General features: G+C 54.3%; 15 protein-coding genes. 3 read left to right on the top strand and 12 right to left on the bottom strand.

All coding sequences use genetic code 11. The annotated features are described in order from the left end of the window. Positions 1-74: 74 nt before the first annotated feature. The 11 genes from GS636_RS20960 to GS636_RS20910 form a co-directional block, all read right to left on the bottom strand. Complete coding sequence (locus GS636_RS20960) at positions 75-1,337, bottom strand: NAD(P)/FAD-dependent oxidoreductase (protein WP_171672348.1); 1,263 nt, start codon at positions 1,335-1,337, stop codon at positions 75-77. 24 nt (positions 1,338-1,361) lie between these two features. Continuing rightward, positions 1,362-2,033, bottom strand: coding sequence for a c-type cytochrome (locus tag GS636_RS20955; RefSeq protein WP_171672432.1), 672 nt, complete (start codon positions 2,031-2,033; stop codon positions 1,362-1,364). Between the two features lie 38 nt (positions 2,034-2,071). Further along, positions 2,072-3,397: a c-type cytochrome gene (locus tag GS636_RS20950; protein WP_171672346.1), complete on the bottom strand. Its 1,326-nt coding sequence runs from the start codon at positions 3,395-3,397 to the stop codon at positions 2,072-2,074. Then, the gene (gene soxC, locus GS636_RS20945) at positions 3,381-4,643 is read right to left on the bottom strand and encodes a sulfite dehydrogenase (RefSeq protein WP_171672343.1); all 1,263 of its coding nucleotides are present in this window, start codon (positions 4,641-4,643) and stop codon (positions 3,381-3,383) included. Before soxC ends, GS636_RS20950 begins: the two co-directional genes overlap by 17 nt. A 24-nt stretch (positions 4,644-4,667) precedes the next feature. Then, a complete protein-coding gene (gene soxB, locus GS636_RS20940; protein WP_171672341.1) occupies positions 4,668-6,365 on the bottom strand; it encodes a thiosulfohydrolase SoxB in 1,698 nt (565 codons plus the stop codon). An 88-nt stretch (positions 6,366-6,453) separates the two neighbouring features. After that, positions 6,454-7,299, bottom strand: a complete 846-nt coding sequence (soxA, locus tag GS636_RS20935) for a sulfur oxidation c-type cytochrome SoxA (RefSeq protein WP_171672338.1) — start codon at positions 7,297-7,299, stop codon at positions 6,454-6,456. Between the two features lie 70 nt (positions 7,300-7,369). After that, positions 7,370-7,699, bottom strand: coding sequence for a thiosulfate oxidation carrier complex protein SoxZ (gene soxZ, locus GS636_RS20930; protein WP_171672336.1), 330 nt, complete (start codon positions 7,697-7,699; stop codon positions 7,370-7,372). A gap of 36 nt (positions 7,700-7,735) precedes the next feature. After that, positions 7,736-8,152 carry a thiosulfate oxidation carrier protein SoxY gene (gene soxY / locus GS636_RS20925; protein ID WP_171672333.1) on the bottom strand — a complete coding sequence of 139 codons (417 nt, stop codon included), beginning with the start codon at positions 8,150-8,152 and terminating at the stop codon, positions 7,736-7,738. A 46-nt stretch (positions 8,153-8,198) separates the two neighbouring features. Next, entirely contained in the window at positions 8,199-8,675 is a 477-nt protein-coding gene (soxX, locus tag GS636_RS20920; RefSeq protein ID WP_171672330.1) for a sulfur oxidation c-type cytochrome SoxX, read from the bottom strand. 131 nt (positions 8,676-8,806) lie between these two features. After that, the gene (locus GS636_RS20915) at positions 8,807-9,385 is read right to left on the bottom strand and encodes a thioredoxin family protein (protein ID WP_171672328.1); all 579 of its coding nucleotides are present in this window, start codon (positions 9,383-9,385) and stop codon (positions 8,807-8,809) included. Between the two features lie 14 nt (positions 9,386-9,399). Continuing rightward, entirely contained in the window at positions 9,400-10,140 is a 741-nt protein-coding gene (locus GS636_RS20910) for a cytochrome c biogenesis CcdA family protein (protein ID WP_171672325.1), read from the bottom strand. 80 nt (positions 10,141-10,220) lie between these two features. On the opposite strand from GS636_RS20910, the gene GS636_RS20905 reads away from it, so the two are divergent. The 3 genes from GS636_RS20905 (at position 10,221) to GS636_RS20895 (ending at position 12,107) form a co-directional block, all read left to right on the top strand. Then, the gene (locus tag GS636_RS20905; protein WP_171672323.1) at positions 10,221-10,595 is read left to right on the top strand and encodes a hypothetical protein; all 375 of its coding nucleotides are present in this window, start codon (positions 10,221-10,223) and stop codon (positions 10,593-10,595) included. A 100-nt stretch (positions 10,596-10,695) separates the two neighbouring features. Then, positions 10,696-11,004: a metalloregulator ArsR/SmtB family transcription factor gene (locus GS636_RS20900; RefSeq protein WP_171672429.1), complete on the top strand. Its 309-nt coding sequence runs from the start codon at positions 10,696-10,698 to the stop codon at positions 11,002-11,004. Positions 11,005-11,045: 41 nt separating this feature from the next. Next, positions 11,046-12,107: a YeeE/YedE family protein gene (locus GS636_RS20895; RefSeq protein ID WP_171672320.1), complete on the top strand. Its 1,062-nt coding sequence runs from the start codon at positions 11,046-11,048 to the stop codon at positions 12,105-12,107. Positions 12,108-12,292: 185 nt separating this feature from the next. Here GS636_RS20895 and GS636_RS20890 read toward each other — a convergent pair whose 3' ends face one another. After that, positions 12,293-14,011: a SulP family inorganic anion transporter gene (locus GS636_RS20890; protein WP_171672318.1), complete on the bottom strand. Its 1,719-nt coding sequence runs from the start codon at positions 14,009-14,011 to the stop codon at positions 12,293-12,295. Positions 14,012-14,020: the final 9 nt, after the last annotated feature.

The raw sequence follows: 14,020 nt of genomic DNA, 5'->3' as shown, positions 1-14,020 counted from the left end.
AGTCCTCCTCATGAACCGCATTTTCTCAGATTGATCATCAGGGTCTTTGACACCGGTCAAAGCCCCCGATTGCCTCAACCAAACATGTCCGACGTGATACCGGCGTACCAACCCAGTGACTCTTCGTAAGTCGCTTTTCTCAAATCGGCATCTTCACCGGTTTGACTGATAAAGCCATCGACTTTCGCGATCTTTTCTGGCGTCGCCTCATAGGTTGCGCCAACCTTAACGCCATCATTGGTATCGATCAGCGACCAGCATGTGTTCGAGAACTTGGCCGGGAATACTTTAGACCCGGTCAACGCACCTCGTATCGCATTCGCACAGACCTTTGCCTGGCTGTTTGCCGAAAAACCGGATTTCGGCATGTCACCCTGCTGGCTGGCATCACCAAGAATATAAACGTCCGGATCGGCTTTGGAAGACATGTCCGCAGCGTTAACTGGTGCCCAGTTGCCATCGGTTACTCCCGCCATTTCCGCAATTCGACCTGCTTTCATCGCTGGGATCACATTACAGACATCGACTTTTGTCTCTTCGCCGTCGATAGTCACCGTCATTGCATCCGGATTCACGGATACATTGCCACCGCCGAAATCTTCGCCGATCCAGTCGACCATTCCTTCGTAGTTGTTTCCCCAGCCTTCTTGGAACAAAGCCATTTTCGAGAATTTCGGCTTCGGATCGGCTACAATGATCTTTGCTGTTGGGTTGTTTGCCTTCAGGACGTGCGCCACCATTGAAACCCGTTCATACGGCCCGGGTGGGCAACGGTACGGGTTGGGAGGAGCGACCATCGCGAAGGTACCGCCTTCGGGCATCGCCATGATCTGCGCTTTCAAAAGCTCTGTCTGAGAACCAGCTTTGTAAGCATGCGGCATCTTATTTTGGGCCGAGAGGTCCCAGCCTTCTACCGCACCATCAACAAAGTCGATTCCTGGGCTAAGGATCAGCTTGTCATAAGGAACTGATCCGCCACCTGCCAAGGACACCGTCTTTGCATCGCGGTCGACGCCAGTGGCCCAATCATGCACGACGTTGATACCGTAGTTCGCGGCAAGCGTGCCATAGCTGTGGGCAATGTCCGACAGCTCCTGAAAACCTCCCAAATAAAGGTTTGAGAAGAAACAGGTGTAGTAGGTTCGAGACGGCTCGATCAGCGTCACGTCAATCTCACCTTTGCTGTCCTTCGCTATGTAACGCGCGGCAGTCGCACCGCCCGCACCGCCGCCGACAACCACTACACGGGGCTTGCCTTGAGCCAGCACCATCGGAGCAGATAGCCCAGCGGCCACTACCCCGGCAGCTCCAAGAAATACTCGTCTATTGAGTGTCATCGCGTTTCCTCCCCTTAGACACTGTTACTCTGGATTATTGAAGTATGCGGCCAATGCCGCGATTTCGTCATTGCTCAGCCGCCCGGCGATCATTTGCATGACCGGATGTGGCCGCTGTTTGTCCTTGTAAGCGTGCATGGCGACCACAAAGTCCTCGTCAGGCCAATACACAATCGAAGGAATGCCCTCATCGCCTCCCTCAATCTGGTGACACGTTGTACATTCGCTGCTGAGATATGCGCCGTACTCAGGATCTCCCTGTATCGCCAGGATGGCAGGATCGATCGAATGATCCGTGCCTTTCGCGGTTGGATCCGCTTCCGGGATATCACGGGGATTGTCTGAAAACCCCCGCAAATACGCGATCACGTTGGCTCGGTCTTCCGGGTCTTTCAATCCACGAAAACTCATCCTCGTGCCTGACGCAAATGCACGTGGGTTTTCAATGTAGGCGGACAGAGTGTCAGCGTGCCATTCCAGACCCGAATTACCCGCGCGCGCTAGACTCTTGGAATATTTGAACCCCTCGAGACCTGCAGCTTTCCGACCAAAAACACCGTTTAGATGCGGGCCTATTTTGTTCTCTGCTCCTTCGCCAACCTGATGGCAACCTTTGCATTTGGCGAACACTTTTTTCCCAGCTTCGGCGTCGCCGAGGTCTTCGGTGGCGTGGGTGGATGGGGCGAAAGCAACCATGACCGCTGCGCACTTCAAAACGTTCGACCAGCGCATGATCAGCTTCCGAACGACTTGAGGTAAACGATCACGGCTTCAATATCGTCTGGTTTCTTAAGCCCTGCAAAGGACATGCGTGTGCCCTTCATGTACTCCTTGGGTTTTGCCAGAAAGGCCGCCATTTCTTCTTCGGTCCAAACAAGGCCAGCCTCGGCAGCCGTTTTCATAGCTTTGGAGTATTTGAACCCTTCAGCCGACCCTGCGTTGGCCCCTATAACCCCGTTCAGCGCCGGACCCGTACTGTCCTTTGCACCGTCACCAACCTGATGGCAGGATTTACATTTCTTGAATACCTTCTCACCGGCTGCGAACAGTTCCGTAGTCTGGTCAGCCTCGTCGGTTTCTTGAACAGCCGGTGTTGCGGCGGCTTCTTCCTCAGGCTTTGGCGCTGCGGCCGGAATGAACGAGGGCCCTTCCACCGTGAACGTCGGCAACTCGTCCGCGCTGGCTTCGTTCATGACCGAATTCGAACCGCCTTCTGGTGGCGTCTCAACCAGAAATACAGAGCGCATAGTAACACCGGCTTCTGTTTTGCAGTTCTCCATACAGGGCTCTTTTCGCCATTCTGCGTACTCAGTCTCAGGTCGCGTATCGACGACAAACCCATCCTTGTTGTGCATCTCGAATTCGGCGAAGTTGTCATTGCTGAGAACGAAATCGTCATCCACCAGGTCATTGGAATATAGAATGTAGGCGACGATTGCGTAGGTCTCATCCGCCGTCAGCGTACCCGCTTCACCAAATGGCATTGAGCGGGAAATATAGTCCCAAGCGGTCGACAAATGCGGCCAATAAGACCCGACGGTTTTTACAGGATCCTCGTCGGCAAGCGTGTCGAATCCACCGGCCAGAACAGGCCAATTGTCGGCGCCTTCGGCAAACTCGCCGTGACAGGACGCACACCGGTCGACAAACACTTCTTCTCCAGTCCAGACATCGCCTGATCCAACCGGCAAGCCACGCCCATCGGGCAAGATGTCAACGTCCCAGGCAGCGATCTCTTCCTCCATTGCAGGACGTCCAAGCCCAATAGTACCGTCGCGACTGGGCGCTGGTGCAGTTAGGTTCGCACCATTTGCAACCCGCTCCGCAGCGGCCGCTTGGATTTCTTCGACTTTAGTCTCGAGTTCAGCCGCTCGACTGGCCTCCGCTTGCGCGTTTTCCAGAGCTGATGCTGCATGCGCTTCAACCTGACCTATCCGGGTTTCCAAAGTGTCTATCTTCGACTGGCCGTAGTTCCGATTGGCAAATACCAACGCTGCCGCAAGCACCAAGGCTGTGCCACCAAATACGGGCAGGAAAACATGACTAAGAGACTTCGACATTCTCAGCGATCCCTTCTGCGCTCACGTACCAAGTTTGGATACAGTTGTTGTGGTAGACCGCGTTTTCTCCGCGCTTTTCGCGTAGCTGGTCTTTGGTTGGCTGCACATAGCCGGTCTCGTCTATCGCCCGGGCCTGTAACAACATTGGTGCTCCGTCCCAATTCGTATCGAGATAGAAACGCGTCAAAGCCTTGCTGTCGCCCTGCTTGCCAAGACGCGCCGTCTCCCAGGTGATCCCACCGTCCTTGGACACATCAACCCGCGTAATTTGCCCGTGGCCTGACCAGGCAAGCCCGGAAATGACCAATGGTCCCGGTCCGTGTTTGATGGGCATTTGCGGGCTGGGTGAAGTAATGACAGACTTTGCATCCATCACCCACGTCCATTTCTGGGCTATGCCATCGGCGTAGACATCAGTGTATTTTGATGTTTCCTCGCGGCTTTCGACCGCCATATCGACGACCTCAATGCGGCGCAGCCACTTAACCCACATGTTGCCTTCCCAGCCAGGAACAACCAGTCGCACCGGATATCCATGTTCCATGCGCAGCGCTTCACCATTTGCCTTGAAAGCCACCAACACGTCATCCAGTGCTTTTTCCATCGGGATGGAGCGGCCATTTGATGACGCGTCTGCGCCTTCAACATAGACCCATTTGTCTGGTGAGATATCGGCGCCTGCTTCCTGCAACAGCGTGCGCAGAGGAATACCGGTGTATTCCATGTTATGAATCATGCCGTGCGTAAATTGGACGCCATTGAGTTGAGCACCAGCCCACTCCATACCGGTGTTCGCCGCGCATTCGCAGAAATACACATGGTTTTCGCGCGGGAAACGCTCAATGTCTTCATAAGTAAACACAAGCGGGCGATCGACCAGCCCGTTGATCATCAGGCGATAATCCTCCTTGCGCAGCTCGATCGCACCAGAATGGTGACGCTCAAAGGCGCATCCTTGCGGAGTGATAGTGCCATCAAGCGCGTGGATCGGTGTGAAGTTGATCGACGAAATTGGAGAGGCGGTCAGCCATTCCACGTTGCGCCGAACGACATGAGATTCGAAGCTGATCGGCATGCCATAAGGTGACTCATCAACACCGGCACCCGTGTAAGACGCCCAATCCTGAAGCTCTGTTATCAGTGGGTCGGGCGTGTCCGCCGCTGCCGCACCCGCAACTGATCCTGCGGCGACCGCAGCGCTGCCTTTCAGGAAGGCCCGGCGGGACGGTTTGAACGCGTCATCCATAACTTTTAGGTCTCCATCTGTTTCTTAAGCGCCGACAACATCGACGCTGGTGTTCTCTTGCACCGTGACGGTGCCAAGGTTGCGAATGTGGTTTTCGACGACATCCCAGATCGGCGGCCCCTCGGTGCCTTCGTTGACACTGGCCCAACCAGCCACGACGTAGGTTTTCGATGGATCAATCGCTTCACCCGTTTTGAGCAAAGTCATTTCGCTGATCCGTTGCCCTTGTGGTTTGTTCACATCGATGCGGTAGCCAAGCCCACCGACGCGGACCATATCGCCGCCCTGCTGGTAATAAGGATCGGGGTTGAACAGGTTGTCGCCGACATCCTCGAGGATCACATGGATGAATTCGCCTGTCATTTCTGTGCGATAGGCATTGGGATACGACATCGATGTGACGTTCCAGATGTCCTCGCGCGTGATATCTTGTCCCGGCAGGATTGAGGGTCCCCAACGGACGCCAGGCGACATCGCGATGTCTGCCTCACGCTCATTGATCAGGGCATCGCAAATCAGGTCATCCCAGGTGCCGTTAAAGTTGCCGCGGCGGTAGAGCAACGAATCCGTTTTGCCAATCACCTCACTCAGCGCAGCCTCGTACGGCGCGCGCTGATCATCTATCAGAGCGGTGATCTTAGGATCAGGAGCGATGACGTCAGAGAAGATCGGGATCAGCTTGTGCTTCAGCCCCATCATCTGCCCGTCCCTCACGTCGAGATCGACGCGGCTGACGAACTTTCCGTTCGAACCAGACGCGATGATATGCGTTTTTCCGACCAGTACCGGCTCCGGCAGCGCGTCATGAGTGTGGCCGCTAAGGATCACGTCGATCCCTTGCACCCGACCTGCCATCTTCTTGTCCACGTCAAAGCCGTTGTGGCTGAGGACGACAACGACATCAGCGCCGGCATCGCGAACCTCGTCGACCATGGCCTGCATGTTTTCATCCCGGATACCGAACGAATATTCTGGGAACATCCAGCCTGGGTTCGCGATTGGCATGTAAGGAAACGCTTGCCCGATGACGGCAACCTTTGCGCCGCCCCGGTCAAAGAACTTATAGGGCTGGAACAATTCCGCAGGTTCGTCCCACTCGGCATCAAAGATGTTTTGACCTAAGGCCGCAAAAGGCAAACCTTCAACGATTTCGTTAACCCTGTCGCTGCCCAACGTGAACTCCCAATGGAAGGTCATAGCATCGGGATTCAGAGCGTTCATGATATTGACCATGTCCTGACCGGCCGTCTGATAGCAGGTGTAGGACCCGTGCCAAGTGTCGCCCCCGTCCAGTAGCAGGGCATCAGGACGGTCAGCACGAATGGCGTTAATGACAGTTGAAACTCGGTCCAATCCACCAACCCGACCATAGGTCTTAGCCAGCGAAGAGAAATCATTGTAGGTCAGCGCATAGGCCGACGGGCTTCCATCTTCGATCCCGTAGGCCTTGCGGAACGCCGCCCCTGTGACATGCGGCATCTGCCCTCGTGCATCGCCAATACCAAGGTTTATCTCGGGTTCGCGGAAATAGATCGGTTTGAGTTGCGCGTGAATATCGGTGACATGTATCAGGCTGATATTTCCGAAGGTCTCGAACTCCAACAATTGATCCTGCGTTAGGCTTTGCTGCGCGGCAAGTCTGGCCCAGTTTCCGAACCCGGACGCCCCGTACAAAGCCGATGCAGCCATTGAAACCTGCAAGAAGTCACGTCGAGAAATCATGTATCAGTTTTCCTATAACACATATAAATGTGTGAATGTTATTTACCTGGAAAAACCCGCGCAGGACACTGTCCACGCGGGTCGTTCGTTATTGCCGTACTGCAGGTGTTTCGACTGAAAGTCCGTTGCCACGCGAGGCCACATAAAGCTCAAGCGCGCGAAACTCGTCCGATCCTTCGGCAAAAGTTTCCGCCCGCGTATCGCGAATACAGCCGCGGAAGCGATTGTGGCGCGAGATCAGCTTGGCTTGTTTCAGACGATATGTCGGGAACCCGTTGATCATACCCTGGCTCAGGTGGTCGGCACGGATCATGTTGCCCCAGTTGTCTTCATGACAATTGGCACAGCTCAGCTCCAGCTGACCATAGCGGGTATAATACATCTCCTTGCCCTGCTCCCAAAATGGGGCGGCATCGCCATCAATCGCGACATTCATTGGCATCCCGCGTGATTGCAGACCGATCAAAGCGACCATGCCCTGCATATCACCCCCGGACCATTTCCAGGCATCGGCTTCCATGCGGTCCGTGCGGCACTTGTTGATCAGATCTTCCATGACGACCAGCTTACCAGTTTCGGCATCCACCTTCGGCATGGACGCCTGCAATCCCTTGAAGCTTTCCACCCCATCGTGGCATGAGGCACAGCTCTCGCCAGCGGCACCATCAACGGTCTCGAAGAGATCGGTGGCCTGATCGACGAAGATCATTGCGGGGTTGTCGAAGTCATCAATTTGAAGCGCTTGCGTTTCATCCGTGCGAAAATGCCAACCCGAGTAGATCGTGTCCAAATTTTCCAGATGTGCCGGAGCTTCAGTAACCGAAGTCATGTCCAACTCATCATTGATCACCAAATTGTCTTCGTCCGGTCCAGCCATCGCTGCAGCCGGGAAAACCAGAATTGCCGCGATCGCCGTAAGTGCCTTGGTATTCATTGCGTTCCTCCCTTGGTGGATCAGCGCCAACTCCTCCTACCAGCGCTGATCTGCCTTAGTGGTCGAGCCGTCAGGCGATCTCGATCGTTTTCTTCTCATCGTAGACAGAGCCGTCATCATCGAACCAAGTGAAGACAAACTCACCAGCCTCGGGCACAGTCGCTTCGAACTGGAAGTACGGGTTGGTCGAAATCGCCGGCTCCATCGTCACATCCACCACCATTTCTCCATTAAACTCGCAGGTGAAACGGTTGATGATCGAACGCGGGATGACGTTGCCTTCTTTATCCTTACGCTGGCCGCTTTCCATTTTGTGGCTGATCAATGTCTTGATCGTAACGGTTTCGCCAGCAGCGGCTGTCTTTGGAACCTTGACGCGGGGTTTTACACCGGAAGCCATTGGTTAATCTCCTGTTCTTCGAGGCATGCGTGGCGATTAGCCGCCGCAGCCGCCGATTGTCACTTTTACGGTCGCAGACGCTTTGGCAAAGCTGCCATCTGCCATCTTCGCCACGGCAATGACATCCTGCGTTCCGGCAAGCCGGATGCGGGTTGATGCGGCTTGCTCAGCAGCCAAAGGACCGAAATTGAAGGTTGCGACGCCCGGTTCGGGGTTACCTGCAGCTACGATGAGAATTGCAGCTGCGCCCGGAGCACTAACTTCGATAGGTACAGTATTACCGTTTTCTGCGATTTCCGGTGCAGTCAACGTAACACCGCCGTTAGCCACATCTGCCCCGCCTGTAAATGCCGCAATGGCATCTTCAGCAGCTGCATTTGCCCGAAGCGGCATAATTGTCAGGAACGCGGCGCCCAGCCCAAGGGCCAGTGTCTCGCGGCGAGAGAGTTCCATTTTCAATCTCCTTTGATTCTTCGAAAATCCGCGCCTGAAAGCGCAGCTATTCTTCTTTCAGGGTCGCTAGAAACGCGACCACATCCTCGATTTCTTGTGCTGTCAGGATCGACGTCAAAGGCGCGGTTGGGGCTTTTCCGGTATAGGCGTCGCCCGGGCGGATATAGCCGTCATCCTTGTAGAACGCAGGCATCACCGTGCCTTCAAACGTCATCTTGGCATTTGCGACCAATCCGCGAAGTTCTGCTTCGGTCCAACGATCACCGGCGCCATCCAGCATCGGACCAACTTCGCCATGGAACGGGATGTCGGCCAAAGCCGAAACCGCGTGGCACGCGACGCAGTTGCCTTTTGACTTGTCCCCAACGATGAGCGCGCCATTAGCCGCATCGCCAGCAGCACCGGTCAACGAAGCCTCAATGGCACCATAGTCGTCATAGTTTACGTCTTGCGGGTCTGTTTCTGCCGCAAATGCGGCAACGCCTGTCATTGCGCAGACCAATGTTAAGAGTCTCAGCTTCATGATCCCTCCCATTTGCTAACGCGCCGACGGCGCCTTGCGACCCAAAGCCTTTGTGTACCGTAGTCGACGAGTACCAGTTGTCGCAACATTAAATTCATAATAATGAATTTTTTTATTTATAACGGCAGCACTCAATCCTGAGAAACATTGTTTCGCTCTTGAATGCGCCGCGCATGATACCGTTGGAAATCTTCACCATTATCAAGCTCATATCGTTTTTCATCGACCCAGGTGAAAAGGTCTAAGGTTGTTCCCTTTGAGAACGCTCCGGGCATAACAGCGACCGCAGCATCGATGGCTGTCGCGTCCTCTGGCACCTCTTCCGGCAGAAATACGAGCGTCGGGGTGAACAGAATCCCCCATTTTCGCATCAGCGCTCTTTGCTCATTTTCTTCCCCGTCAAAGTCGATGGCCGCGGTGCTGCCATGCAAATCCAGTTGGACGACAAAGAAATTCTCTTCGATGAACGCTGCCAGGTCAGGCTGGGGGAACACCTCTTCATGCATTTTCTTGCAATAGATGCAGCCCTGCTGCTCAATGAATAACACAAGCCGTTTGTCCTCGCTTGAGGCCTCTTCGAGATCCTCTCGGAGGTCTTTGAACGTGTCGCGCATCCACGGCGTTTTATGTAAACCGTCGTCACCCAGTTCAGCGGCGGAAAGTGCCCCGCCGATCAGATAAGCGATCAATACTGTCAAAACTCGTTTCATGTCTTCCTCCCGAATTATCCAATGGCTGCCAGCCAAGGCATATGGTCGAGCATCCATTGTGCGACGTGATTGATGGAGTTGGTTGCGATGAGGATGCCGAAGAGCAGTAGAAAGCCACCCATTGCCTTTTCGATGAGGGGCAAGTGCTTTCTGAACTGTGCCATCCATTGAATGAAGGGGCGGACCAGGAAGGCTGCCAGAACAAACGGTGCGGTCATTCCAACCCCGTAGACGAATAAAAGCACCGCTCCACGCCAGGCCGTTTCGGTTCCGGCCGCTGTAAACAGGATCGCGGCGAGCACCGGCCCAACACAGGGTGTCCAGCCAAAAGCAAACGCCAATCCAAGAACATATGCCCCAACAAGGCTTACATTTGATGTATCACCAACATCCGCTCGAAATTGGCGATACAGGAAGCCGATGCGGATAATCCCCAAGAAATGCATGCCCATCACAATGATGATGGCCGCAGCGATCCAACGCAGGATGTCAAAATACTCTCGTACCAGCTGTCCGAATATCGAAGCCGTCGCACCCAGCGCCATGAAGATCGTTATGATCCCGGCTGCAAATGCTATCGCAGAAAGCGTTGCCTTGCGACGAACGCCGCCGGGAATTGTAGAACCCGCAGATATCTGATCAATTCCAACGCCGGCCAGATAGCTAAGATAAAACGGCACGATAGGTAGGATGCAGGGCGACAAGAAAGACAGAAGTCCTGCGACCAAAGCTCCTGCAAATGTAATGTCGAGCATGGTCAAACCTGTCCTGGCACGCTATCATTCACATATTCAAAATAGTAAAGATATACCGCTGCGGTCAATCGGAGCTTAAGATGCGCCACCTAATTCCACTATTGCTTGCAATCGCGTTTCTTGTTTCTCCCGTGATTTCACGGGCAGAAATGACTCTTCTGATGGCCGAAGAAGATGGGTGTATGTGGTGCGCACGTTGGGACACAGACATCTCGGAGATCTACCCCAAGACACCGGAAGGACATGCTGCTCCACTTCAACGCATCGATATCCACGCAGCTCTGCCTGATGGCATCGCATTGGAGCGGCCTCTCTACTACACGCCAACCTTTGTTCTGCTGGACGATGGCCAAGAGGTCGGCCGGATCGAAGGCTATCCCGGCGAGGATTTTTTCTGGGGATTGCTGGGCGTTTTGCTGCGTGACGCGGGGGTACCGATTGAGACCTCTGGATAAACTGTGGCGCATTACATAAACTGTTATGAATGCGTGAAGCTATGAAAGCGAGGCGATCTTGTTGGACAAATCTTCGAAACTGCCTGTGTTCTCCCCGGACATGTGCGCCGAAGACATGGACAGAATGATGGAAAATGCTGAGACGGCGTCAAGTTTCCTTAAGGCAATCAGCCATGAAGGACGCTTGATGATCTTGTGCTATCTGTCCTCGGGTGAAAAATCTGTCACGCAGATGGAAGAAATGCTCTCGGCACGCCAGGCCGCCGTGTCTCAGCAACTGTCTCGCTTACGTTTTGAGGGCTTGGTCAAAACACGACGCGAGGGGAAAACGATCTTTTACAGATTGGCGGATGATCGATCGACACAGATCCTGGAAGTTGTTTACGATCTATTCTGCAGGGAGAAGTAGAAGCCGCCAAAACACCCGCCAGCTTTGGGAGGAGACTGGCAATGTTTGAAGCATTGGGAGACGCCAACACCGTCGCCCTGATCGGTTTGATCGGTGGCATTGTGTTGGGCTTGGCCGCACGCATTGGCCGTTTTTGCACGTTGGGTGCAATCGAAGACTACCTTTACGCAGATGATGACCGGCGGCTGCGTATGTGGGCAATTGCGATTGGCGTAGCAATTGTCGGCAGCCACTTAGCTATGGCTTTAGGTTGGCTGGACCCTCTAGGAACAAGGTATCTTGCACAGACCTGGAACCCACTTGGGTCGATAATAGGTGGTCTCATGTTCGGTTACGGAATGGCCATCAGCGGAAACTGTGGCTATGGCGCGCTGGCAAGGCTTGGAGGCGGCGACCTTCGATCATTCGTCATCGTTTTGATTATGGGTCTTTCTGCTTACGTTGTCATGTCCGGGCCCCTTGCATATTTGCGCGTATGGGTCTTCCCCGAGGAAATGGATCTTGAAGGCCCTCAGAGCATTAGCTTCCTTGCCGAACAACTGACCTCTATCCCAGCTTGGCTCATTGGCGCTGTCATCGGCATTGCGTTGGTGATTTTCGCCTTGGCAAACCGGCGTTTCCGCCGCGCTCCCGCACAGGTATTTTGGGGATCGGTAGTTGGGCTGGCGATCGTATCAGGGTGGCTTGGCACGAATTGGGTTGCGACGCACGGTTTCGATGGTGAACCGGTTCAAACCCATACTTTCGCTGCACCCCTTGGCGACACAATATTCTATCTCATGACAGCCTCCGGAAACACTTTGTCCTTTGCGGTCGGATCAGTCTCCGGCGTTCTCATGGGTGCATTTTTGGGGTCCTGGTCCAAAGGTCATTTCCGATGGGAAGCATGCGAGGATCCACGTGAACTAAAGCGTCAAATGCTCGGCGCGGCGATTATGGGGCCAGGCGCGATCATCGCGGTCGGTTGCAGCGTCGGACAAGGTATATCTGCCTTCTCACTATTGGCCTACAGCGCGCCTGTAACATTCGCTGCCATATTCGCCGGTGCCGCGCTTGGCTTGAAACAACTCGTGTCTGGACTGTCCTTCATAACTGAGCGTTGAGGTCACAGTTCAAACGAGAATTCACGAGTGAAGGACCGTTTCGGCGGTTCTCTTTTATTCAGAAAGCGATTGCCTTTGATGGCACATATGGGAACGAGGCGTTCATTAATCAAATACGCTCATACGTTCGCTATGCGGACCAAAGCGCTCGTTCTGATCACGTTCACAAACCAAGCTGATCTTAGTCACTCGCACGCTTCTGCAATGAGCGTTGTCCACGCATCGTTCTGGGACAAGAAAACCCTGCCGTTCAGACTGTCGACAAGATGAGACCGTTTGAGTCTGTCCATGACAGGCCCCTTAACTTCGGACAGATGTAGGCCAACACCAAGCTCTTTGAGGTGGTGATTGATCGCCTCGAGAGTTTCCAGCGCTGAGTAGTCCAGTTCGTTAACGGCGGAGAACATCAAAACAACATGTTTGACCTTAGTCCGTTCGGCAAGACGACTTAGGATCAGTTCTTCCAGAAAGCCAGCGTTTACAAAGTAAAGGCTCTCGTCGATGCGCAGCGTCAACACCGTAGGTGCGGTTTCGACATCGTGGCGCAGGACATTTCGAAAGTGCTCTGTCCCTGGCACGCGGCCCACTTCCGCAACATGCGGTCGAGACGTCTTGTACAAATGCAAAAGCATTGAAATCGCCACTCCAGACGCGACGCCGACTTCGACACCCAGACCGAGCGTCAGCAAAACCGTTGAAGATACCGCGATGAAGTCCGCACGGGAATAGTCCCATGTTCTGCGTAATATTGAAAAATCCACGAGGCTCAGAACCGCCACAATGATTGTGGCGGCCAACGTAGCGTTTGGCAGAAAGTACACCAATGGTGTCAACGCCAAGGCGGCGATCGCGAGGCCAAGCGCAGTATAGGCGCCAGCAGCTGGAGTTTCAGCGCCAGCATCGAAATTGACGACTGATCGCGCAAATCCCCCCGTGACCGGGTAGCCTCCGGTGAACGCTGCGCCTATGTTGGCGGCGCCCAGTCCAATAAGTTCCTGGTCCGGATCAATCCGTTGACGTTTCTTGGCTGCCAAAGTTTGCGCGACTGAGACGGATTCGACAAAGCCAATCACTGAAATTAGAATTGCCGGAACCAACAGCGCTGCAAGCAAGTCGGGCGCAAAGACTGGCAATGTAAGCGGCGGCAGGCTTTGCGGGACTTCCCCAACGATTTTCACACCCATTTCGACAAGATCAAGTGCCCAAACCGTAACCGTAGTGGCAACTACGGCGGCAACAGGTCCCGCCTTCGTTAGAATATCGGCAAGCGCCGCCGGAGCACCCAACCTTAATAATCCGGGTTTTAACCATCGGCGGGCCCAAAAAAGGAAGGCCGTCGCACTGAGGCCGATTACGAGCGTAACCCAATTCACCTCGTGCAAGTGCGCTGCAATCGATGCGACGATCTCGAGCAATGTATGTCCGTGCGCATTTACACCCAAAATGTGCTTGAGTTGGCTGGCCGCAATCAAGATCCCAGATGCTGTGATAAACCCGGCGATCACCGGGTGGCTCAAAAAATTAGCCAGGAAGCCCAGCCGCAAGAACCCCAAAAGCAACAGGAAACTGCCAGAAAGAAATGCGAGGGTCAGTGCCGCAACCGCGTAACCTGCCGTGCCTTGTTCAGCAACCTGACCGACAGCCGACGCTGTTAATAGTGAGACAACGGCAACCGGGCCAACCGCTAAGGCGCGACTGGTTCCAAATATTGCGTAAAGAAGAATTGGCGCGATGGATGCATACAGCCCCGCTTCTGGAGGCAATCCAGCCAGGAGCGCGTAGGCCAAGGATTGGGGTATCAGCATGATGGTGACGATCACCGCCGCCATCAGATCGTTAGAAAGCTCTACCCGTCCATAGCTGCGAGCCCAACTCAGAACCGGCAGATATTGCGCCGTCCGCATCTTTACCTC

The sequence above is a fragment of the Ruegeria sp. HKCCD4884 genome (genome assembly GCF_013110855.1).
Lineage (GTDB): Bacteria > Pseudomonadota > Alphaproteobacteria > Rhodobacterales > Rhodobacteraceae > Ruegeria.
Note: the sequence above shows the minus strand (reverse complement) of the source record. Positions and strands in the feature narration are given on the sequence as shown.